Below are 23,451 nucleotides of genomic sequence, written 5' to 3' on the forward strand. Positions count from 1 at the left end.
GCATGAATGCAATTGCTGTAGCAGGGCCGGTGAGCGGGCGTCAACTGCACAAGTTTGGCGGCAGCAGTCTGGCGGATGTGAAGTGTTATCTGCGTGTGGCCGGGATTATGGCGGAATACAGCCAGCCGGGCGACATGATGGTGGTATCGGCCGCCGGCAGTACCACCAACCAGTTGATCAACTGGCTGAAGCTTAGCCAGAGCGATCGCCTGTCTGCGCACCAGGTGCAGCAGACGTTGCGTCGCTATCACAGCGATCTTATCGGCGGCCTGCTGCCGGCGGAAAGCGCCGAGCCGCTGATCGCCGAGTTCATTCAGGATCTGGAACGTCTGGCGGTGCTGCTGGACGGCAAAGTCGACGAGGTGTGCTATGCCGAAGTGGTCGGGCACGGCGAGATCTGGTCGGCGCGCCTGATGGCGGCGGTGCTCAACCACCTGGATATGCAGGCGGCCTGGCTGGATGCGCGTGATTTCCTGCGCGCCGAGCGCGCCGCGCAGCCGCAGGTGGATGAAGGCCGTTCTTATCCGCTGCTGCAACAATTGTTGGCCCAACATCCGGGCAAGCGCCTGGTGGTGACCGGCTTCATTTCGCGCAACGACGCCGGGGAAACCGTGCTGTTGGGGCGCAACGGCAGCGACTACTCTGCCACTCAGGTCGGCGCGTTGGCCGGCGCGGCGCGCGTCACCATCTGGAGCGACGTGGCCGGGGTATACAGCGCCGACCCGCGCAAGGTGAAAGACGCCTGCCTGCTGCCGCTGCTGCGCCTGGACGAAGCCAGCGAGCTGGCGCGCCTGGCTGCGCCGGTGCTGCATACCCGCACCCTGCAGCCGGTCTCCGGCAGCGATATCGATCTTCAGCTGCGCTGCAGCTACCAGCCGGAGCAGGGCTCGACGCGCATCGAGCGCGTATTGGCGTCCGGTACCGGCGCCAAGATTGTCACCAGCCACGATGACGTGTGTCTGATTGAGCTGCACGTCGCCGCTCAGCATGACTTCAAACTGGCGCAGAAAGAGTTGGATCTGGTGCTCAAGCGCGCACAGATCAAACCGCTGGCGGTGGGCATCCATCCTGACCGCAATCGGATACAGCTGTGCTACACCTCCGAGGTGGTCAACAGCGCGCTGGCGACCCTGCAGGCCTCGGCGCTGCCGGGTGAACTGCACCTGCGCGAAGGGTTGGCGCTGGTGGCGATGGTCGGCGCCGGGGTATGCAAGAACCCGCTGCACAGCCACCGTTTCTATCAGCAACTGAAAGATCAGCCGGTCGAGTTTATCTGGCAGGCCGAAGATGGCATCAGCCTGGTGGCAGTATTGCGCCAGGGGCCGACCGCGCTGCTGATTCAGGGGCTGCACCAAAGCCTGTTCCGCGCCGAGAAGCGCATCGGTCTGGTGCTGTTCGGCAAGGGGAACATCGGGTCGCGCTGGCTGGAGCTGTTCGCCCGTGAGCAGACCAATATTTCCGCGCGCAGTGGTTTCGAATTTATCCTGGCGGGGGTGGTGGACAGCCGCCGCAGCCTGCTGAATTACGACGGGCTGGACGCCAGCCGCGCATTGGCGTTCTTTGAGGACGAGGCGCAGGAACTCGACGAAGAGTCGCTGTTCCTGTGGATGCGCGCGCACCCGTTCGACGATCTGGTGGTGCTCGACGTGACCGCCAGCGAAGAGCTGGCCGGGCAGTATCTGGATTTCGCCAGCTACGGTTTCCACGTGATCAGCGCCAACAAGCTGGCGGGTGCCTCGTGCAGCGATACCTATCGCCAAATTCGCGACGCCTTCGCCAAAACCGGCCGCCACTGGCTGTATAACGCCACCGTCGGCGCCGGGCTGCCGGTCAACCATACGGTGCGCGATCTGCGCGACAGCGGCGACAGCATTTTGGCAATCAGCGGCATCTTCTCAGGCACGCTTTCCTGGCTGTTCTTGCAGTATGACGGCACGGTGCCGTTCACTGAACTGGTGGATCAGGCCTGGCAGCAGGGGCTGACCGAACCGGATCCGCGAGTCGATCTCTCCGGTCAGGACGTGATGCGCAAACTGGTGATCCTGGCGCGCGAAGCGGGCTACGACATCGAACCGAACCAGGTGCGGGTCGAGTCGCTGGTGCCGGCGGGCTGCGAGCTGGGCTCCGTCGATCAGTTCTTCGAGAACGGCGAGGCGCTGAACCAGCAGATGCAGCAGCGCTTTGAGGCCGCCAGCGAAATGGGCCTGGTGCTGCGTCACGTGGCGCGTTTCGATGCCAACGGCAAGGCGCGGGTCGGCGTGGAGGCGGTGCGTCCTGAGCATCCGCTGGCCTCGCTGCTGCCGTGCGACAACGTGTTCGCCATCGAAAGCCGCTGGTATCGCGATAATCCGCTGGTGATCCGCGGGCCGGGCGCCGGCCGCGACGTGACCGCCGGCGCGATCCAGTCAGACCTTAACCGGTTGGCACAGCTGCTTTAATCCTCTGCGGGCGCGGGTTCACCGCGCCCCTTTGCTTTTCCTGCCATACTTATCCCTGCCGCCGTCATGAAATTCCCTCGTTGAGTGGGTGAGGATTAATCATCTTATTCCCCTCATTTTCCTGTTGACTCTTTAGCCAACATGCGGCATTTTCTATCTAGACGTCTAAACGTATAGACGCTCATCAAAATGAAATAAAAACAGTGATCGATAAGAGGTGAGCAGGGTATGAGCTTTTTCCACGCAAACCAGCGGGAAGCGCTGAATCAGAGTCTGGCGGAGTTGAACGGCCAGATTAACGTATCATTCGAGTTCTTCCCGCCACGCACCAGCGAGATGGAAGAGACCCTGTGGCAGTCGATCGATCGTCTGAGCATCCTCAAACCCAAATTCGTTTCCGTCACCTACGGTGCCAACTCCGGCGAGCGCGATCGCACCCACAGCATCATCAAGGGGATCAAGGAGCGCACCGGCCTGGAGGCGGCGCCGCACCTGACCTGCATCGACGCCAGCCCGGCACAGCTGCGCGACATCGCGACCGATTACTGGAACAGCGGCATCCGCCATATCGTGGCGCTGCGCGGCGATCTGCTGCCGGGTGGCGGCAAGCCGGAAATGTACGCGACCGATCTGGTGGCGCTGCTGAAAGACGTGGGCGACTTCGATATTTCCGTCGCCGCCTACCCGGAAGTGCACCCGGAGGCGAAGAGCGCCCAGGCCGATTTGATTAACCTAAAGCGCAAGATCGACGCCGGCGCCAGCCGCGCCATCACCCAGTTCTTCTTCGACGTCGAGAGCTACCTGCGCTTCCGCGACCGCTGCGTCGCCGCCGGTATCGACGTGGAAATCGTGCCGGGCATTCTGCCGGTGTCCAACTTCAAGCAGCTGCAGCGCTTCGCCACCATGACCAACGTGCGGGTGCCAAGCTGGATGACCAGCATGTTCGAAGGGCTGGACGACGATGCGGAGACCCGCAAAATGGTCGGTGCCAACATCGCCATGGACATGGTGAAGATCCTCAGCCGCGAAGGGGTGAAAGATTTCCACTTCTATACGCTGAACCGCGCCGAGATGAGCTACGCCATCTGCCACACGCTGGGCGTGCGCCCGGTGGTCGCCGCCTGACAGGCTTGTTCCATTGAAAAAGGGCGTCGCTTTACCGCGGCGCCCTTTTTTTGTGGGGAAGACAAGACATAAAAAAACGGCCCCGATAAACGGGGCCGCGATTAGGCTCACTAGCCGGTGTTGCGCATCCCGGCGGCGACGCCGGCGATGGTGACCATCAGCGCCTGCTCGACGCGGGCGTCCGGCTGCTCCTGCTGACGCGAACGATGCAGCAGCTCGGCCTGCAAGACGTTCAGTGGGTCGGTATAAACGTTGCGCAGCGCGATGGATTCGGCGATCCACGGCAGGTCTTCCATCAGGTGCGCATCGTTGGCGATGGTCAACACCACCTTGATGTCGCTTTCCAGCTGATCGCGCAGCTGTTGGCCCAGCGGCCACAGCGATTTATCCACCAGGCGCTGATCGTAGTATTCCGCCAGCCACAGGTCGGCCTTGGCGAACACCATTTCCAGCATGGCGATGCGGGTGGAGAAGAACGGCCAGTCGCGACACATCGCCTCCAGCTCCGCCTGCTTGCCGGCTTTCACCGCTTCCTGCAATCCGGCACCGGCGCCGAGCCAGGCCGGCAGCATCAGGCGGTTCTGCGTCCAGGCGAAGATCCACGGAATGGCGCGCAGGCTTTCCACGCCGCCGTTCGGCTTGCGTTTGGCCGGGCGTGAGCCCAGCGGCAGTTTACCCAGCTCCAGCTCCGGCGTGGCCGCGCGGAAGTAAGGCACGAAGTCCGGGTTTTCACGCACGTAGCCGCGATACATCCGACAGGAAGTCTCGGACAGATCGTCCATCAACGCCCGCCATTCTTTCTTCGGTTCCGGCGGCGGCAGCAGGTTGGCCTCGAGGATCGCCCCGGCATACAGCGCCAGGCTGCTGATGGTGACTTCCGGCAGGCCGAATTTGAAGCGGATCATCTCGCCCTGTTCGGTGACGCGCAGGCCGCCCTTCAGGCTGCCTGGCGGCTGCGACAGCAGCGCCGCATGCGCCGGTGCGCCGCCGCGGCCGATGGAGCCGCCGCGCCCATGGAACAACGTCAGCGCCACGCCGGCTTTTTCACAGGTTTTGATCAACGCGTCCTGCGCACGGTACTGCGCCCAGGAAGCGGCCATCACGCCGGCGTCTTTCGCCGAGTCGGAGTAGCCGATCATTACCATCTGTTTGCCCTGAATAAAGCCGCGATACCAGTCGATGTTCAGCAGCTGGGTCATTACGTCGTCGGCGTTGTTCAGATCGTCGAGGGTTTCGAACAGCGGAGCGACCGGCAGCGCGAACGGGCAGCCGGCCTCTTTCAGCAGCAGGTGCACCGCCAGCACGTCGGAAGGCGTGCGCGCCATCGAAATCACGTAGGCGGCGATCGAGCCCTGCGGCGCTTCGGCGATCACCCGGCAGGTTTCCAGCACTTCCTGCGTGTCGGCGCTCGGTTGCCACTTCAGCGGCACCAGCGGGCGTTTGGAGTTCAGTTCGCGGATCAGGAACGCCTGTTTATCGGCTTCCGACCAGCTTTCATAGTCGCCCAGTCCCAGGTAGCGGGTCAGCTCGGCGATGGCTTCGGTATGGCGGGTGCTTTCCTGGCGCACGTCGATGCGCACCAGCGGCACGCCGAAGCAGCGCACGCGGCGCAGGGTATCCAGCAGCTGACCGTTGGCGATGATGCCCATACCGCAGGCCTGCAGCGATTGGTAGCAGGCATACAGCGGCTCCCACAGCTGCTCGTTGTTCACCAGCAGGTCGTGCGGCTTCAGCACGCGTTCGCCCTTCAGGCGGCCTTCCAGATAGGCCTGGGAGCTCATCAGCTGGCTGCGCAGCTGCTTCATGATTTCGCGGTACGGTTCCTGCACCTCGTCACCGCCGGCGCGGGCGCGCAGCTCCGGGGTGCATTCGGTCATCGACAGCTCGGAGACCAGCACCTGGATATCGCGGGTGAACAGGTCGCAGGCTTTCCAGCGGCTGAGCAGCAGTACATGGCGGGTGATTTCGGCGGTCACGTTCGGGTTGCCGTCGCGGTCGCCGCCCATCCAGGAGGTGAAACGCACCGGCACCGCTTCCGCCGGCAGGCTGTAATTGATGGAGTTTTCCAACTGCTCGTTGAACTCGCGCAGGAACGCCGGCACGCCTTCCCACAGGCTGTTTTCTACCACCGCGAAGCCCCATTTGGCTTCGTCGATCGGGGAGGGGCGATGTTTGCGAATTTCATCGGTGTGCCACGACTGGGCCACCAGCTGGCGCAGGCGGCGCATGATCTTGTTGCGCTCGTAGTCGGCCAGATCGTTGTGATCGAGCTGGCTGAGGCAGGTGTTGACCTCCACCAGCTTGTGGATCAGGGTGCGGCGGGTGATCTCCGTCGGGTGCGCCGTCAGCACCAGCTCGATGGAAAGTTGCGACACCGCGTGCTGCAGCTCTTTGTCGCTGAGCTTTTTGTCTTTGAGGCGGCTGAACAGCTGCGCCAGCGCTTCAGGATTGCTGGCGGCTTCGCCGTTGGGCGAAATGCTGTGGTACTGCTCGGCGACGTTGGTCAGGTTGAGGAACTGGCTGAAGGCGCGCGCCACCGGCAGCAGCTCGTCGTTGGACAGGTTCTGCAGGGTGGAGAGCAGCTCCTGGCGATGCGCTTCGTTGCCGGCGCGTGAAGATTTGGAAAGCTTACGGATGGTCTCAACGCGATCGAGAATATGCTCGCCCAGCGCTTCTTTGATGGTATCGCCGAGCAATTTGCCGAGCATACTGACATTACTGCGCATTGCCGAATATTGTTCGTTCATATAACCCCTGACCCAGTTCTGTATGATTTTTATCTTGTAAATAAATTTCACGCGTCAGGCGCAGACCGCCTGCCTGATCACATCGCGTTCCTGTCCAATCGTCAATTGACACTATTTTTAGCAAAAAAACATCAAAATCGGCGCATTTTCTGAAATTTAATTACGGCGCGTCGGTTATCAGCGTGGCTTATTTCGCCGTTTGCTACTTATTTTGAGGTGGGGGAAAGCATAAAACATTTCCCCTGTTAAATGTCGGGTTTATTGCCGGCAAAAGTGATTGACCAGCTGGCCCAACAGTTTGCGCGTCGGCTCGATAAAGGCGGTGTCGATGTATTCGTCCGGCTGGTGGGCCTGATCGATGGAGCCGGGGCCGAGCACCAACGTCGGGCAAACCTGCTGCACGAACGGCGCTTCGGTGCAGTAGTTGACCACCTGCGTGCGGGTGCCCAGCAGCTCCTCGATCACCGCCACCATGCGGTGGTCGGTCGGGCATTCGTAGCCCGGCACCGACGCGTGCAGCTCTTCGATGGTCAGGCGGCCCGGCCAGCGTTGGCTCACCGGCTCCAATGCCTGATGCATCAGCTCGTTGATGTTGTCGAGCGTCATGCCGGGCAGCGGGCGGATATCCAGGTGCAGCTCGCAGCAGGCGCAGATGCGGTTGGCCGCGTCGCCGCCGCTGATATGGCCGAAGTTCATGGTGGGATAAGGCACGGCGAACGCCGGATTGTTGTAGCGCTCCTGCAGGGTTTTGCGCAGCTCCATCAGGCGGCCGATGGATTCGTGCATCAGATCGATGGCGTTGACGCCGCGCGCCGGATCGCTGGAATGGCCGGACTGGCCGACGATGCGAATGGCGTTGGCCATGTGGCCCTTGTGCGCGCGCACCGGCTGCAGCGAGGTCGGTTCGCCGATGATGGCGAAATCCGGACGAATGGCGGTGGAGGCGGCGAAATAACGCGCACCGGCCATCGTCGTTTCTTCATCTGCGGTAGCCAGAATGTACAGCGGCTTGGTCAATTTGCTCGCGTCGATGTCGCGCACCGCATCCAGAATAAAGGCGAAGAAGCCTTTCATGTCGGCGGTGCCCAGGCCGTAGAGCTTGTTGTCGTGCTCGGTCAGGGTGAAGGGATCGCGCGTCCAGCGGCCTTCGTCGTAAGGCACCGTATCGGTATGGCCGGCCAGCAGCAGGCCGCCGCTGCCTTCGCCGATGCTGGCCAGCAGGTTGAATTTGTGGCGCGATTCCGGCACTGGCTGCACGTCGACGCGAAAGCCCAGGTCGGCAAACCATCCGGCCAGCAAGTTGATTAACGCCTCATTGCTCTGATCGAGGCCGGCATCGGTGGCGCTGATCGACGGAGTGGCGATCAACGCCCGGTACAGCTCAATAAATGGAGGTAATTTCATCTTCACTGTTGACAGCCTTTGGTTAGGATAGTATCAATATTCATGCATTTATTTTGAATAAAAATACAGTAAGCCGAAGCGTAAGGGAACCCGATACCCGGATGTTTATAAAAGCATCAACGCCTGGCTCCGTGGGTGAACGGCGCAACAACGCTGGCTAGCCCTGTTACCTGGGTCGCAAGCGACCGCACGTCAGTTTAGAAGGTGAAAGGCCACATGTTGAATACGCTGATCGTTGGTGCCAGCGGTTACGCCGGAGCGGAGCTCACGGCTTACCTGAATCGCCACCCACACATGAACATAACCGCTTTAGCGGTTTCAGCGCAAAGTGCAGATGCAGGAAAGTTGCTTTCCGATCTCCATCCCCAGTTGAAAGGCATCGTCGATCTGCCGCTGCAGCCGTTGACCGACGTTGCCAAGGCGGCGCAGGGCATCGACGTGGTGTTCCTCGCCACCGCCCATGAAGTCAGCCACGATATCGCACCGGCCTTCTTGGCGGCGGGCTGCGTGGTGTTCGATCTGTCGGGCGCCTTCCGCGTGCAGGACGCCGGTTTTTATAGCCAGTACTACGGTTTTGAACATCAGCATGGCGCCCTGCTGGAGCAGGCGGTATACGGCCTGGCGGAATGGCAGAGCGACAAGATTAAACAGGCGCAGCTGATTGCCGTGCCGGGCTGTTACCCGACGGCGGCGCAGCTGGCGCTGAAGCCGTTGATCGAGAAGCAGCTGCTGAACCTCGACCAGTGGCCGGTGATCAACGCCACCAGCGGCGTCAGCGGCGCCGGGCGCAAGGCCAGCATGACCACCAGCTTCTGCGAAGTGAGCCTGCAGCCGTACGGTATTTTCACTCATCGGCACCAGCCGGAGATCACCGCGCACCTGGGCGTGCCGGTTATCTTTACGCCGCACCTGGGCAACTTCCCGCGCGGCATCCTCGAAACCATCACCTGCCGCCTGAAGGCCGGCGTGACCGCGCAGGACGTCGCGGCCGCCTATCATGCCGCCTATGACGACAAGCCGCTGGTGCGGTTGTACGACCAGGGCGTGCCGGCGCTGAAAGCGGTGGTGGGGCTGCCGTTCTGCGACATCGGTTTTGCGGTGCAGGGCGAGCATCTGATCGCCGTAGCGGTGGAAGACAACCTGCTGAAAGGCGCGGCGGCGCAGGCGGTGCAATGCCTGAATATCCGTTTCGGCTTCCCGGAAACCCAGTCACTCCTTTAAACCAGCGTGAGTAAACAGCAATGAACCCGTTAATTATCAAGTTAGGTGGCGTGTTATTAGACAGTGAAGAAGCGCTGGAGCGTCTGTTTACCGCGCTGGACAGCTACCGGCAGCAGCATCAGCGCCCGCTGGTGATCGTGCACGGCGGCGGCTGCGTGGTGGACGAACTGATGAAGCAGCTCTCTTTGCCGGTGGTGAAAAAGAACGGCCTGCGGGTCACGCCGGCCGATCAGATCTACATCATCACCGGCGCGCTGGCCGGCACCGCCAACAAAACGCTTCTGGCGTGGGCGATTAAACACCAAATCAACGCCGTCGGCCTGAGCCTGGCGGATGGCGGCAGCGCGGTCGTGACCCCGCTCGATCCGGCATTGGGCCACGTCGGCAACGCGCAGCCCGGTTCGCCCGCGCTGCTCAATACCCTGCTGAGCGCCGGCTACCTGCCGGTGGTCAGCTCCATCGGTATCACTGCCGAAGGGCAGTTAATGAACGTGAACGCCGATCAGGCGTCGACGGCGCTGGCGGCGACGCTGGGGGCGGATCTGATCCTGCTGTCGGACGTCAGTGGCATCCTCGACGGCAAGGGGCAACGCATTGCGGAAATGACGGCGCAAAAAGCGGAACAACTGATCGCGCAAGGCATCATCACCGATGGTATGGTGGTGAAGGTGAATGCGGCGCTCGACGCGGCCCGCACCCTCGGCCGCCCGGTGGATATCGCCAGCTGGCGCCATGCCGATCAGCTTCCTGCTTTGTTTAACGGTGTGTCGATTGGCACCCGGATCCTCGCTTAATTTTAGAATTAGAAAGGAATAGATCATGCAAAACCAAGGCATCAAAAAAATCGTTCTGGCGTACTCCGGCGGCCTGGATACCTCGGCCATCATTCCATGGCTGAAAGAGAACTACGGCGGCTGTGAAGTGGTGGCGTTCGTGGCGGACATCGGTCAGGAGCGCAGCGATCTGGAAGGCGTGGAGCAAAAAGCCCTGCAGTCCGGTGCCTCTGAATGTCACGTGGTCGATCTGCGTGAAGAATTTATCCGCGATTACGTTTATCCGGTGCTGCAGACCGGCGCCCTGTACGAAGGCAGCTACCTGCTGGGCACGTCGATGGCGCGGCCGATCATCGCCAAGGCGCAGGTCGAGCTGGCGTTGAAAGTGGGCGCCGACGCGCTGTGCCACGGTGCGACCGGCAAAGGCAACGACCAGGTGCGCTTCGAGACCACCTACACCGCGCTGGCGCCGCAGCTGAAAGTGGTGGCGCCGTGGCGTGAGTGGAACCTGCGTTCCCGTGAAGCGCTGCTGGATTACCTGAAAGAGCGCAACATCCCGACCACCGCGTCGCTGGAAAAAATCTACAGCCGTGATGAGAACGCCTGGCACATCTCCACCGAAGGCGGCGTGCTGGAAAGCCCGTGGAATGCGCCGAACAAAGATTGCTGGGTATGGACCGTCGATCCGCAGGAAGCGCCGGATCAGCCTGAGCAGGTGACCGTTACCGTTGAGAAAGGCCGCGTTGTGGCGGTTAACGGTAAAGCGCTGTCGCCGTACCAGTGCCTGGAAACCCTGAACGCGCTGGGTGCCAAGCACGGCGTCGGCCGTATCGATATCGTGGAAAACCGCCTGGTGGGCATCAAATCCCGCGGCTGCTATGAAACCCCGGGGGGCACCATCATGGTGGCGGCGCTGCGCGCCGTCGAACAGCTGGTGCTGGATCGCGACAGCTTTAAATGGCGCGAGCAGCTGGGCCTGGAGATGTCCTATGTGGTGTACGACGGCCGCTGGTTCGCGCCGCTGCGCCGCTCGCTGCAGGCTTCTGCCGAAGCGCTGGCGGAAGAGGTGAACGGCGAAGTCGTGCTGCAGCTGTACAAAGGCCAGGTGACGGCGACCCAGAAGAAATCCGCCAACAGCCTGTACTCCGAAGAGTTCGCCACCTTCGGCGAAGACGAAGTTTACGATCACAGCCACGCGGGCGGCTTTATTCGCCTGTTCTCTCTGTCTTCACGCATCCGCGCGTTGAACGAGAAAAAGAATAAATAATCGATTGGCGTGACTCTGCAAGGGCGCAGCATGCTGCGCCCTTTCGCATAAAAATTCAGGAGTAAGATATGGCACTTTGGGGCGGACGGTTCACTCAGGCGGCGGATCAGCGGTTCAAGCAACTCAACGATTCGCTGCGGTTCGATTATCGCCTGGCGGAGCAGGATATCGTGGGCTCGGTGGCCTGGTCGAAGGCGCTGGTGACCGTTAACGTGTTGACGGCAACGGAGCAACAGCAGCTGGAGCTGGCGCTGAATGCGCTACTGACGGAGGTCCAGGCCGATCCTTTGGCGATCGTCCAAAGCGATGCCGAAGATATCCACAGCTGGGTGGAGCAGAAGCTGATCGAGAAGGTCGGCGATTTGGGCAAGAAGCTGCACACCGGCCGCAGCCGCAACGATCAGGTCGCGACCGATCTGAAGCTGTGGTGCAAACAGCAGATCGGCGATCTGCATCAGGCGATCGTCCAACTGCAGCAGGCGCTGGTGGAGACCGCCGAAGCCAACCAGGATGCGGTGATGCCGGGGTATACCCACCTGCAACGCGCGCAGCCGGTGACTTTCGCGCACTGGTGCCTGGCCTATGTCGAGATGCTGGCGCGCGATGAGAGCCGTCTGCAGGATACCCTGAAACGGCTGGACGTCAGCCCGCTGGGCAGCGGCGCGCTGGCCGGCACCGCTTATCCTATCGATCGCGAGCAGTTGGCCGGCTGGCTGGGCTTCGCCTCGGCGACCCGCAACAGCCTGGACAGCGTATCCGATCGCGATCACGTGCTGGAGCTGCTGTCCAATGCCGCCATCAGCATGGTGCACCTGTCACGCTTCGCCGAAGATCTGATCTTTTTCAACAGCGGCGAAGCGGCGTTTGTCGAGCTGTCCGACCGCGTGACCTCCGGCTCTTCATTGATGCCGCAGAAGAAAAACCCGGACGCGCTGGAGCTGATCCGCGGCAAATGCGGCCGCGTACAGGGCGCGCTGACCGGCATGATGATGACGCTGAAAGGCCTGCCGCTGGCGTATAACAAAGACATGCAGGAAGACAAAGAAGGGCTGTTCGACGCGCTCGACACCTGGATGGACTGCCTGCAGATGGCGGCGCTGGTGCTGGACGGGATCCAGGTGAAACGCCCACGCTGTCAGGAAGCGGCGGAACAGGGCTATGCCAATGCCACAGAGCTGGCGGATTACCTGGTCGCCAAGGGCGTGCCGTTCCGCGAAGCGCACCATATCGTCGGCGAGGCGGTGGTAGAAGCGATTCGCCAGGGTAAACCGCTGGAAGCGCTGCCACTGGCGGACTTGCAGCAGTTTAGCGCGACGATCGGTGACGACGTTTACCCGATCCTGGCGTTGCAATCCTGCCTGGACAAGCGTGCGGCCAAAGGCGGCGTCGCACCGCAGCAGGTGGCCGCGGCAATCGCCGCAGCGAAACAGCGTTTGGCCTGACGACGACAAGGGCGGCCCGGCGCCGCCCTTGAACCTTTACCCCGCCAGGCGTGCACACAGATAGCGGTTCAGGCTCACGCCTTCCTCCATCGCGCCGATCGCCAGCCGGCGATGCTGTTCCGGCGTCATGCGCAGCACCAGTTTTCCGCTGAAGTTCTTTTCCGCCAGCGCCTGCGGCGGCGTTTCGCCTTGCGCCAGCATATCGGCGATCGTTTCGCTCACGACTTTTTCGATACCCTCCAGTGCGCCGGTACGCGTGGCCGCCAGCCAGGACAACGAGGGGAATTCGGCGCACAGCCCGACATATTCACGATCTTCCGCTGACCAGGTGATGCGATAGGTATAGTGTTCATGCTTTTCCATGTTCTTCCTCCATTCTGGCTCCTTTCTTCATTTTAGTATCAATAATGGTATCATTTCAATGTCGACGCATAAAAAATGAGCGCAGAAGGGCCGTGAGGCAAGAGGAGGGAGGAAAATGTGGAAAGTGCTGCGCAAAAAACCGGGCCTGAAGGCCCGGTGGGTATGAGCGGAGAATGAGAGGTTATTCGCCCGGGCAGCGCTGGCAGCGCTCGATTTCGGCCGTGCCGAGTTTGAGCTTCGCCTGCAGATCGCGCAGCGCGGTGCGCAAGCCTTCTTCGATCACCGGATGATAGAACGGCATGTCCAGCATCTGATCGACGGTCATCTGTTGCTGGTGCGCCCAGGCCAGCAGGTGTGCGATGTGTTCGGCGTCCGGGCCGATCATTTCCGCGCCGAGGAAGCGGCCGGTGCCTTGCTCGCCGTAGACGTGTAGAATGCCTTTGTTGCGCAGCATCACCCGCGAGCGGCCCTGATTCTCAAACGAGACGTTGCCCACTTCAAAGCAGCCGCAGGCGCTGAACTTCTCGCTCAGCTCGCGGAAGGTTGAGCCGACCATGGCGATCTGCGGATCGGAGAACACCACCGAAATCGCGCTGCGGCGCAGGCCCGGGTTGATCTCCGGGAAGCTGCCGGCGTTGGCGCCGGCGATGCGTGCCTGATCGCTGGCCTCATGCAGCAGCGGCAGTTGGTTGCTGGCGTCGCCGGCGATGAAAATATGCGGCACGCTGGTTTGCATCGTCAGGCGGTCGGCCAGCGGTACGCCTCGGGCGTCAAGCTGTAAGCCGGTGTTTTCGAGGCCCAGCCGATCGACGTTGGGGCGGCGGCCGGTGGCGGCCAGCACGTAGTCCACCAGGATCTCCTGCGGTTGGCCCTGCAGGTCCCGATAGCGGATAAACACCTTGTCGCCTTCGCGCTGCATCATCTCTACCTTCACGTCGGCGTCGAGATAGAACTCTTCCCCCAGCGCTTTGGCGGCGTAGTCGCGCACGGCGCTGTCGGTGAGCGGCCCGACCGCGCCGCCGATACCGAAGACCTTGGTGTCGACGCCGAGGCGGTGCAGCGCTTGCCCCAGCTCGAGCCCGATGACGCCGGGGCCGAATACCGCTACGGACTGCGGCAAATCATCCCAGTTGAACAGGTCGTCGTTGACGATCAGACGATCGCCCAGTTCGCTCCACGGCGCCGGCCAGCTGGGGCGGGAACCGGTGGCGATCACAATGCGCTGCGCCACGATGCGCGTATGGTCATCGACCTGCAGCGTGTTGTCGTCGATAAAGCGGGCATAGCCCTGAATTTTGTCGCCGGCCGGGATCTCGTCCACGCCTTCCAGCACGAAGCCGACGAAGCGATCGCGTTCGCGCTTGACGCGTGCCATCACTTCACGTCCGTCGATACGGGTTTGACCGGTTGGGTGTACGCCAAAGCCCGGCGCACGTTCGATTTGATGCACCGCTTCGGCAGCGGCGATCAGCAATTTGGATGGCATACAGCCAACGCGCGCACAGGTGGTGCCGTAAGGCCCGCCTTCGATCATCACCACGCTGGGGGTAGACAGTTTGGCCGCGCGATAGGCGCCGAGCCCTGCGGTGCCGCCGCCGATGACCGCGACATCAACGTTCAACAGTTTCATATCCGCTCCTGAAAGGTAAAAAAAGGGCGGGCCGTAGCCCGCCAAAGTTCACGTTGGCTTTGTTATTACTTATTAAGCTGACAGGAAAGTTTCCAGATCGTCGCTGCCACCGATGTGACGGCCGCCGATGAACACTTGCGGCACCGTGGCGCGGCCGCTGACGGCGCGCAGGCTGACGGTGGTGGCGTCTTTGCCCAGCACGATCTCTTCATACTGAATGCCGCGTTCTTGCAGCATCTGTTTGGCTTTGGCGCAGAATGGGCAGCCTGGTTTGGTGAACAGGGAGACCGACTCTTGCACTTTGAATTCCGGCGCCAGGTATTTCAGCATGGTGTCGGCGTCGGACACCTCAAACGGGTCGCCCGGTTTGTTCGGTTCGACGAACATTTTCTCGACCACGCCGTCGCGCACCAGCATCGAGTAGCGCCATGAACGAGGGCCAAAACCCAGATCCGCTTTCTCGACCAGCATGTTCATGCCTTTGGTGAATTCACCGTTGCCGTCCGGCACGAAGGTGATGTTTTCCGCATGTTGATCGGCTTTCCAGGCGTTCATCACGAAGGTGTCGTTCACCGAGACGCACAGAATACCGTCGACGCCGTGCTGTTTGAATACGCTGGACAGCTCGTTGTAGCGCGGCAGATGGCTCGAAGAGCAGGTCGGCGTGAACGCGCCCGGCAGCGAGAACACGATGACCGTTTTGTTTTTGAACAGGTCATCAGTGGTCACATCAATCCATTGGTCGCCCTGACGGGTGTGGAAAGTAACCTGAGGAACTTTCTTGCCTTCTTGACTGGTAAACATTGATTAACCCCTTAATTAGGAAAAGTAATTTTTAGCATTTAGCGCGATATCGCTTCGTTGGGACACATTATTGTCGCTGGGGCTTGATAGATCTAATCGCTCATTGCTATCTTATCTATCGCCATGAGCTATCATGGAATGGAGGGAAACAATGAATATTCGTGATTTAGAGTATCTGGTCGCCTTGGCCGAGCACCGGCACTTCCGCCGTGCGGCCGATTCATGCCATGTGAGCCAGCCCACGCTGAGCGGGCAGATCCGCAAGCTGGAAGACGAGTTGGGCGTCATGCTGCTCGAGCGCACCAGCCGCAAGGTGCTGTTCACCCAGGCGGGTCTGTTGCTGGTGGAGCAGGCGCGTACCGTGCTGCGCGAAGTGAAAGTATTGAAGGAGATGGCCAGCCAGCAGGGCGAAGCCATGTCCGGGCCGCTGCACATCGGCCTGATCCCGACCGTGGGGCCTTATCTGCTGCCGCAGATCATCCCGACGCTGCACAAAACTTTCCCGAAACTGGAAATGTACCTGCACGAAGCGCAAACCCAGCAACTGCTGGCGCAACTCGACAGCGGCAAATTGGACTGCGCCATTCTGGCATTGGTGAAGGAAACCGAGGCGTTTATCGAAGTGCCTCTGTTCGATGAACCGATGAAGCTGGCGGTGTATTCCGATCACCCGTGGGCGCAGCGCGAGCGTGTGGCAATGCCGGATTTGGCGGGAGAGAAGCTGCTGATGCTGGAAGATGGCCACTGCCTGCGCGATCAGGCGATGGGCTTCTGCTTCCAGGCGGGCGCGGACGAGGATACCCACTTCCGCGCCACCAGTCTGGAAACGCTGCGCAATATGGTCGCGGCCGGCAGCGGCATTACCCTGCTGCCGTCACTGGCGGTGCCGCCGCAGCGCGAACGCGACGGCGTCTGCTATCTGGATTGCTACAAGCCGGAACCGAAGCGCACCATCGCGTTGGTGTATCGCCCCGGTTCCCCATTGCGCAGCCGTTATGAGCAGTTGGCCGAAGCGATCCGCGAGCACATGCAGGGCTACATCGACAACGCGTTAAAACAGGCGGTTTAAGCCGTTAAGCGCCGCCACCCGGTAGGCTTCGGCCATGGTCGGATAGTTGAAGGTCGTATTAACGAAATACTCGATAGTATTGCCTTCACCTTTCTGTTCCATGATCGCCTGACCGATGTGGATGATCTCCGCCGCACGCTCGCCGAAGCAGTGGATCCCGAGGATCTGCAGGGTGTCGCGATGGAACAGGATCTTAAGGCTGCCGACGTTCATCCCGGCGATCTGCGCGCGAGCCAGATGTTTGAACTGGGCGCGGCCCACTTCATATGGCACCTTCATCGCCGTCAGTTCCTGCTCGGTTTTGCCGACGGAGCTGATTTCCGGAATGGTGTAGATGCCGGTCGGGATATCTTCGATTAAGTGACCGCTGGCTTCGCCGGAAGCGATCGCCTGCGCGGCGATGCGGCCCTGATCGTAGGCGGCGGAAGCCAGGCTCGGATAGCCGATCACGTCACCGACCGCGTAGATGTGCGACAGCGCGGTTTGGTACATGCTGTTCACCTTCAGCAGCCCGCGGCTGTCCGATTCCAGGCCGACGTTTTCCAACCCCAGCGAATCGGTGTTGCCGGTACGGCCGTTGGCGTACAGCAGGCAGTCCGCTTTCACCTTCTTGCCGGATTTCAGGTGTACGATCACGCCGTCTTCGGTGCCTTCAATCTTCTCGAACTCCTCGTTGTGGCGGATCACCACGCCGTTGTTCCAGAAGTGGTAAGAGAGCGAATCCGACATCTCCTGATCGAGGAACGCCAGCAGGCGATCGCGGGTGTTGATCAGATCCACCTTGACGTTCAGGCCGCGGAAGATAGACGCGTATTCGCAGCCGATCACCCCGGCGCCGTAAATGATCACGTGGCGCGGTTCATGGCTCAGCTCGAGAATGGAATCGCTGTCGTAGATGCGCGGGTGATTGAAATCGACGCTGGCCGGATGGTAAGGGCGCGAGCCGCAGGCGATCACGATGTGGTCGGCGCGGATGGTGTCCTGGGTGCCGTCCATGTAGCTGACGCTGACGGTGTTGGCGTCGATGAAGCGCGCGTCGCCGGCGAACAGTTTGCACTGGTTCCGCTCATAGAAGCCTTGGCGCATGCGGGTCTGCTGGCTGATGACGTTATCGGCGTGGCGTAAAATGTCAGGGAAGGTCGCGCTGAGCGTGCGCGAGTTGTTGTAAAGCGGGTTCTGGTTGAATTCGATAATGCGGCTGACGGCGTGGCGGAGGGCTTTGGAAGGGATGGTGCCCCAGTGGGTACATCCGCCGCCTACGTTGTTGTACCGTTCGATAACGGCCACGCGGGCGCCCTGTTTCACCAGCCCCATGGCGGCACCTTCACCACCAGGGCCCGAGCCAATCACAATGGCATCAAATTGATAGTGCTGTTGCATGTAGGAGAGACCTGTTTTTTTATACAAGATTACAACGGTATCTTAACATCATAGCGCTGCTCACCCAATCACCATTAGGCTTTTTGAGGCAAAGCACAATCGGCTCAGGGCGGAAGTGTGATAGAGCGCGTTAGTATAAATGCTGTTGCAATAAAATTTGCTATATTGCCGAGTCTAGGGCGTTAGACTGAGAGAATGGAACCTATCCGGATATGCATATGGGCGTCAGAGCACAACAAAAAGAACGGACTCGTCGTTCCCTGATCGAAGCCGCATTCAGCCAGCTGAGCGCCGAACGCAGCTTCGCCAGCCTGAGCCTGCGGGAAGTTTCACGCGAGGCGGGCATCGCGCCCACGTCGTTTTACCGCCATTTCCGCGATGTGGATGAGCTGGGGCTGACCATGGTGGACGAAAGCGGCCTGATGCTGCGTCAGTTGATGCGCCAGGCGCGCCAACGCATCGCCAAGGGCGGCAGCGTGATCCGCACTTCGGTGTCCACCTTTATGGAATTTATCGGCAACAACCCGAACGCCTTCCGCCTGCTGCTGCGCGAGCGTTCCGGCACGTCGGCGGCATTCCGTGCGGCGGTGGCGCGCGAGATCCAGCATTTCATCGCCGAACTGGCGGACTACCTCGAGTTGGAAAACCACATGCCGCGCAGCTTTACCGAAGCGCAGGCGGAAGCGATGGTCACTATCGTGTTCAGCGCCGGCGCGGAAGCGCTGGATATCGACGTCGAGCAGCGGCAGCAGCTGGAAGAACGGCTGGTGCTGCAGCTGCGGATGATCTCCAAAGGGGCGTATTACTGGTATCGTCGCGAACAAGAAAAAGCTTCTGTGTCCCACGTATAAAAAGGTAAAAAATGATGGAAAAACCAGGCCGTGAAAATGGCACCTTACTGCTGGCGTTGATTGCCGGCCTTTCGATCAACGGTTCCTTTGCCGCGCTGTTCAGCTCGGTGGTGCCGTTTTCGATCTTCCCGCTGATCGCGTTGGTGCTGGCGGTGTATTGCCTGCATCAGCGTTACCTGAACCGCGCCATGCCGGACGGCATGCCGAAGCTGGCGGCGGCCTGTTTCCTGCTGGGGCTGCTGATGTACAGCGCCATCGTGCGCGCCGAATACCCGCAGATCGGTTCCAACTTTCTGCCGTCGGTCATCTGCGTGGCGCTGGTGCTGTGGATCGGGGTCAAACTGAAGGCGCGCAAGGCGCCGGATGCGCCGACTCAAGAGTCGTAATGCAACGGGGCGCCATAATGGCGCCCCTGTCGTATCAGCAGCGCTTTTCCAGCAGCACGCCGCATTCCATGTGATGGGTATACGGGAACTGATCGAACAGCGCCAGGCGGCTGACCCGATGCGTGGCCTGCAGCGTTTCCAGGTTGGCGCACAGCGTTTCCGGGTTGCATGAGATATACAGAATGCGCGGGTAGGCCTGCACCATCTTCACCGTTTCATCGTCCAGCCCGCTGCGCGGCGGATCGACGAAAATCGTCTCGCAGTTGTAACCGCTCAGATCGATGCCCTTCAACCGGTTGAATTCGCGCACCCCGTTCATCGCCTGGGTGAAATCTTCCGCCGCCATGCGGATGATCTGCACATTGTCGATATGGTTGGCAGCGATGTTGTATTGCGCCGCCGCCACCGACGGCTTGGCGATCTCGGTCGCCAGCACGCGCTCGAAATTGCGCGCCAGCGCCAGCGAGAAGTTGCCGTTGCCGCAATACAGCTCCAGCAAGTCGCCTTTGGAACCGGCGGTCACCGCCAGCGCCCATTCCAGCATCTGCACGTTCATGGCCGCGTTGGGTTGAGTAAAGCTGTTTTCCACCTGGCGGTAGATCATGTCGCGGCCGGCGACTGGCAGCACTTCGTCAACATAATCCTGGTCGAGCATGATTTTGGTCTTCGACGCCCGGCCGATCAGCTGCAGGTCGAAACCTTGCGCGCGCAGATCGTCACGCAGCTGCTCGGCGCGCCGTTGCCAAACGTCATCCAGTTTGCGGTGGTACAGCAGCGAGGCGATGATTTTGCCGCTTTGTGTCGACAGATAATCGATCTGGAACAGCTTGTGACGCAGGATCGGTTCCGGTTTCAGCGCGGCGATCAGGGCGCTCATCAGGCGGTTGATCAGTTCGCTGGCGGCCGGGAACCGATCGACGCGAATACGCTGCTTGGTCTGCTGATCGAACATGATGTGGTACATGTCGTCCGCGTCGTGCCAGATGCGGAATTCGGCGCGCATGCGGTAGTGGTCGACTGGCGAGCGGAACACTTCCGGCTCGGGTGCCGCGAACGGTGACATCAACGTCTTCAGGCGGGCGACTTTCTCCGCCAGTTGGTCATCGTAACGTTCAATAGGCAAATTCTCGGGCGTCATGTGTTTCTTCTCGTCAGGCAAATTTGATCAGCGGGGATTGTAGGGAATCAGCCCGTGAAGTCCAGTTTTGTCGCGTTTATTATTTGTAACATTAGTAGCAGTCTAGACATCTATTTGCATTGATCGTAGCATTGCCGTCCGGCCTCAAGCAGCGAGTGAAAAGGGAATCCGGTGTGAATCCGGAGCTGACGCGCAGCGGTAAGGGGAAGTCACGGCGATAGCGTTTCGACGCAGACACTGTCCACTGCAGGATGGGAAGTCATCGCCCGTTGCCGGTCGCACCCCGCGGCCCGCAAATCCCAAGCCCGAAGACCTGCCGGTGTTACGTCGCAATGTCCGTGGCCGTCGCGAACTACCGGCCATGATCCTGCGGCATCCGCCAATTAAGTTTGGATGCTTTTCTCATGACAATTACAAAAAATACGCTGCTGGCGGTGGTCTCCTCCGTCACGGCTTTTTCTGGATGGGCGCAAGACAACACGACAGCCACGAATGGCGATAACCTGGTGGTGACCGCCAACCGCTTCCCGCAGCCGGTTTCTTCCGTGCTGGCGCCGACTTCCATCGTCACCCGTAACGATATCGATCGTTGGCAGGCCAAGAGCCTGACCGACGTGATGCGCCGTTTGCCGGGCGTGGACATCGGCCAAAACGGCGGACTGGGACAAAAGAGCTCACTGTTTATTCGCGGCACCAACTCCAGCCATGTCTTGGTATTGATCGACGGCATTCGCCTTAACCAGGCGGGCGTCAGCGGCTCTTCCGATCTCAGCCAAATCCCGATTTCGCTGGTGCAGAAAGTCGAATACATTCGCGGCCCGCGCTCGGCGGTGTACGGTTCCGACGCCATCGGTGGTGTGGTCAACATCATCACCACGCGTGAAAAGAACGGTACTACGCTCTCTGCAGGCGTCGGCTCCAACGGCTATCAGGCCTATGACGCGTCGACCCAGCAACAGCTGGGCGACAGCACCGTGGCGACGGTGGCAGGGAATTACACTTATACCAAAGGGTATGATGTGGTGGCTGAAGGCAACACCAGCATTCCGCAGCCCGATCGCGATGGCTTCATGAGCAAATCGCTATATGGGGCGGTACAGCACCGGTTCAACGAGCAAATCAGCGGCTTTGTGCGTGGATATGGCTACGACAACCGTACGGGCTACGACGGCTTTTATTCTTACGATAAAAATTTCAATATCACCGGTCTGCCGGATACGCGCAAACTGTATAGTCAAACTTGGGACACCGGGTTGCGCTATCAGGAAGGGATTTACGCCACGCAGTTAGTGGGAAGCTATAGCCACAGCAAAGACTACAATTACGATCCGCGCAAAGGGCAGTATGCGATCTCCTCCAGCCTGGATGATTCGGAGCAATACAATCTGCAGTGGGGCAATACTTTCAAGGTGGCTCAAGGCACCGTCAGTGCGGGTGCCGACTGGCAGGATCAACAGATCAAACCGGGCACCGCGTCCGTCAGCCGCGAGAGAAGCCAGCGCAATACCGGCATCTATCTGACCGGGCAGCAACTGGTGGGGCCGGTGACGCTTGAGGCTGCCGCGCGCGGCGACGATAATTCGGAGTTCGGCTGGCACGGCACGTGGCAAACCAGCGCGGCCTGGGAGTTCATCGAAGGATACCGCTTCATCGCTTCCTATGGCACCGCGTTTAAAGCGCCAAACATGAACCAGCTGTTTAGTACCACTTATGGCAATAGCAACTTGAAGCCGGAAGAAAGCAAACAGTGGGAAGGCGGCTTCGAAGGTTTGACCGGGCCGGTGACCTGGCGCGTTTCCGGTTATCGCAACGACATCGATAACCTGATTGACAGCGATCCGGTGAGTTACCGTTATTACAATATCGGTAAGGCGACCATTAAGGGCGTAGAGGCCACCGCTTCTTTTGAAACCGGTCCGTTGACGCATCAGATTGGTTACGATTATGTCGACCCGCGCAATGCTAAAACCAACGAAGTGCTGCTGCGCCGCGCGAAACAACAGGTGAAGTATGAGCTGGATTGGCAGCTGTACGACTTTGACTGGGCGGTGACCTATCAATACTTGGGTGAGCGCTACGACAAGGATTATGGCGTTTATCCAAGCCCGACGGTTAAACTTGGCGGCGTGAGCCTGTGGGATCTCGCAGTTTCGTATCCGGTCACATCTCATCTGACAGTTCGTGGTAGAATTGCCAACCTGTTTGATAAAGATTATGAGACGGCCTATGGCTACGCTACTCCAGGAAGAGAATACTACCTCACTGGAAGCTATACCTTCTAACAGCACCGCCACACCTCGCCCGACGGTGCTGGTTTTCGATTCCGGCGTCGGCGGGCTGTCGGTATATCAAGAGATTCGGCAGCTGCTGCCGGATCTCCACTATATATACGCTTTCGACAACGTGGCGTTCCCCTACGGTGAGAAGTCCGAAGAGTTTATCGTTGAGCGCGTGCTGGAGATTGTCGGCGCAGTGCAGCAGCGGCATCCTCTGGCGATTGTCGTCATTGCCTGTAACACTGCCAGCACCGTCTCCTTGCCGGCCCTGCGCGAACGTTTCAGTTTCCCGGTCGTGGGCGTGGTGCCCGCCATCAAGCCTGCCGCCCGTCTTACCGTCAATGGCATCGTCGGCCTGTTGGCGACTCGCGGCACCGTACAGCGCAGCTACACCCACGAACTGATTTCCCGTTTCGCTACCGACTGCAAGATTGAGCTGCTGGGCTCTTCAGAGCTGGTGGAGCTGGCTGAGGCCAAGCTGCACGGCGAAGCCGTGCCGCTGCCGGTGCTGAAGAAGATCCTGCATCCGTGGCTGAGCATGCGCGAGCCGCCGGATACCGTCGTGCTGGGCTGCACCCATTTCCCTCTATTAGCTGAAGAGCTGATGCAGGTGTTGCCGGAAGGCACCCGGCTGGTGGATTCCGGTGCGGCGATTGCCCGTCGTACCGCCTGGCTCATCTCGACGCAGGAAAATCTGGTCTCGAGCCAGGAAGAGAATCTGGCGTATTGCATGGCGTTAAATGAAGATACTGACGCTTTATTGCCCGTTTTGCAGGGCTACGGCTTTAAATCGTTGAAAAAACTGCCGCTTTAACAGTGTTTTGGTTAAACATTCAACGGTCGGAAAAAATATTGAAAATAGGGGTTGCGGCCCGCCGAGAACTCCCTATAATGCGCCTCCACTGACCGGGAACAACGACTGACAAGCCGCCGGGTCAGCGAGAAGAAAGCGAAATAAACGCTTGACTCTCCGGGTGAAAAGCGTAATATACGCAGCCCGCGCCGATGAGTTTCTCGGCACTGCTCTTTAACAATTTATCAGACAATCTGTGTGGGCACTCCACAAGACGATATCCAGCATCTTCGGATGCAAAAAAATATCAAGTCTTGAAGAGTGACTAACTGAAGTAAAATTCA

The 23,451-nt window shown here is 60.1% G+C and carries 18 protein-coding genes and 1 riboswitch; of the genes, 11 read left to right on the top strand and 7 right to left on the bottom strand.

Translation table 11 applies throughout. The features are described from left to right. The first annotated feature begins 2 nt into the window (after positions 1-2). Both ACJ8HT_RS22650 and metF read left to right on the top strand, forming a co-directional pair. Positions 3-2,438, top strand: a complete 2,436-nt coding sequence (locus ACJ8HT_RS22650) for a bifunctional aspartate kinase/homoserine dehydrogenase II (protein WP_038872682.1) — start codon at positions 3-5, stop codon at positions 2,436-2,438. Positions 2,439-2,666: 228 nt separating this feature from the next. Beyond that, on the top strand, positions 2,667-3,563 hold the full coding sequence (gene metF, locus ACJ8HT_RS22655) for a methylenetetrahydrofolate reductase (RefSeq protein WP_197653447.1): 897 nt from the start codon (positions 2,667-2,669) through the stop codon (positions 3,561-3,563). 110 nt (positions 3,564-3,673) lie between these two features. Here metF and ppc read toward each other — a convergent pair whose 3' ends face one another. After that, positions 3,674-6,310 carry a phosphoenolpyruvate carboxylase gene (gene ppc, locus ACJ8HT_RS22660; protein WP_038872687.1) on the bottom strand — a complete coding sequence of 879 codons (2,637 nt, stop codon included), beginning with the start codon at positions 6,308-6,310 and terminating at the stop codon, positions 3,674-3,676. Positions 6,311-6,568: 258 nt separating this feature from the next. Continuing rightward, positions 6,569-7,714 (bottom strand): acetylornithine deacetylase, encoded by a 1,146-nt coding sequence (argE, locus tag ACJ8HT_RS22665; protein WP_015379410.1) that lies wholly within the window; start codon positions 7,712-7,714, stop codon positions 6,569-6,571. A gap of 216 nt (positions 7,715-7,930) precedes the next feature. Between argE and argC the strand changes: the two genes are divergently transcribed. From argC to argH, 4 genes are all read left to right on the top strand, one after another. Beyond that, positions 7,931-8,935, top strand: coding sequence for an N-acetyl-gamma-glutamyl-phosphate reductase (gene argC, locus ACJ8HT_RS22670; protein WP_197653448.1), 1,005 nt, complete (start codon positions 7,931-7,933; stop codon positions 8,933-8,935). 20 nt (positions 8,936-8,955) lie between these two features. After that, positions 8,956-9,729: an acetylglutamate kinase gene (gene argB / locus ACJ8HT_RS22675; RefSeq protein WP_197653449.1), complete on the top strand. Its 774-nt coding sequence runs from the start codon at positions 8,956-8,958 to the stop codon at positions 9,727-9,729. 25 nt (positions 9,730-9,754) lie between these two features. Next, on the top strand, positions 9,755-10,975 hold the full coding sequence (locus tag ACJ8HT_RS22680; protein WP_019452247.1) for an argininosuccinate synthase: 1,221 nt from the start codon (positions 9,755-9,757) through the stop codon (positions 10,973-10,975). Between the two features lie 68 nt (positions 10,976-11,043). After that, complete coding sequence (gene argH, locus ACJ8HT_RS22685; RefSeq protein ID WP_197653450.1) at positions 11,044-12,417, top strand: argininosuccinate lyase; 1,374 nt, start codon at positions 11,044-11,046, stop codon at positions 12,415-12,417. A gap of 36 nt (positions 12,418-12,453) precedes the next feature. Here the strand turns inward: argH and ACJ8HT_RS22690 are convergent, their stop codons facing one another. From ACJ8HT_RS22690 to ACJ8HT_RS22700, 3 genes are all read right to left on the bottom strand, one after another. After that, positions 12,454-12,780 carry a type II toxin-antitoxin system HicB family antitoxin gene (locus ACJ8HT_RS22690; RefSeq protein WP_019452249.1) on the bottom strand — a complete coding sequence of 109 codons (327 nt, stop codon included), beginning with the start codon at positions 12,778-12,780 and terminating at the stop codon, positions 12,454-12,456. Between the two features lie 181 nt (positions 12,781-12,961). Then, positions 12,962-14,410, bottom strand: coding sequence for a dihydrolipoyl dehydrogenase (locus ACJ8HT_RS22695; RefSeq protein WP_197653451.1), 1,449 nt, complete (start codon positions 14,408-14,410; stop codon positions 12,962-12,964). Between the two features lie 72 nt (positions 14,411-14,482). After that, entirely contained in the window at positions 14,483-15,214 is a 732-nt protein-coding gene (locus tag ACJ8HT_RS22700; protein WP_019452251.1) for a glutathione peroxidase, read from the bottom strand. A 151-nt stretch (positions 15,215-15,365) separates the two neighbouring features. Here ACJ8HT_RS22700 and oxyR point away from each other — a divergent pair, with 151 nt between their 5' ends. Then, on the top strand, positions 15,366-16,283 hold the full coding sequence (oxyR, locus tag ACJ8HT_RS22705) for a DNA-binding transcriptional regulator OxyR (protein ID WP_033636422.1): 918 nt from the start codon (positions 15,366-15,368) through the stop codon (positions 16,281-16,283). Here oxyR and sthA read toward each other — a convergent pair. Further along, a complete protein-coding gene (gene sthA, locus ACJ8HT_RS22710; RefSeq protein ID WP_004931047.1) occupies positions 16,266-17,663 on the bottom strand; it encodes a Si-specific NAD(P)(+) transhydrogenase in 1,398 nt (465 codons plus the stop codon). The two genes, oxyR and sthA, sit on opposite strands and share 18 nt — an antisense overlap. Positions 17,664-17,881: 218 nt before the next feature. Between sthA and fabR the strand changes: the two genes are divergently transcribed. Continuing rightward, entirely contained in the window at positions 17,882-18,514 is a 633-nt protein-coding gene (gene fabR / locus ACJ8HT_RS22715) for an HTH-type transcriptional repressor FabR (RefSeq protein ID WP_004931044.1), read from the top strand. A gap of 14 nt (positions 18,515-18,528) precedes the next feature. Further along, positions 18,529-18,900, top strand: a complete 372-nt coding sequence (locus tag ACJ8HT_RS22720) for a YijD family membrane protein (protein ID WP_049201879.1) — start codon at positions 18,529-18,531, stop codon at positions 18,898-18,900. Positions 18,901-18,934: 34 nt separating this feature from the next. Here ACJ8HT_RS22720 and trmA read toward each other — a convergent pair whose 3' ends face one another. Then, the gene (gene trmA / locus ACJ8HT_RS22725) at positions 18,935-20,038 is read right to left on the bottom strand and encodes a tRNA (uridine(54)-C5)-methyltransferase TrmA (RefSeq protein ID WP_142110676.1); all 1,104 of its coding nucleotides are present in this window, start codon (positions 20,036-20,038) and stop codon (positions 18,935-18,937) included. Positions 20,039-20,160: 122 nt separating this feature from the next. After that, positions 20,161-20,373: riboswitch (cobalamin riboswitch) on the top strand. 69 nt (positions 20,374-20,442) lie between these two features. Between trmA and btuB the strand changes: the two genes are divergently transcribed. Both btuB and murI read left to right on the top strand, forming a co-directional pair. After that, the gene (gene btuB, locus ACJ8HT_RS22730) at positions 20,443-22,320 is read left to right on the top strand and encodes a TonB-dependent vitamin B12 receptor BtuB (RefSeq protein WP_060424950.1); all 1,878 of its coding nucleotides are present in this window, start codon (positions 20,443-20,445) and stop codon (positions 22,318-22,320) included. Continuing rightward, positions 22,265-23,128, top strand: a complete 864-nt coding sequence (gene murI / locus ACJ8HT_RS22735; RefSeq protein WP_025921004.1) for a glutamate racemase — start codon at positions 22,265-22,267, stop codon at positions 23,126-23,128. The genes btuB and murI overlap by 56 nt, the downstream gene beginning before the upstream one ends. Positions 23,129-23,451: the final 323 nt, after the last annotated feature.

The sequence above is a fragment of the Serratia sp. CY44782 genome, assembly GCF_052168715.1.
In the GTDB taxonomy this organism is placed as follows: Bacteria; Pseudomonadota; Gammaproteobacteria; order Enterobacterales; family Enterobacteriaceae; genus Serratia; species Serratia nevei.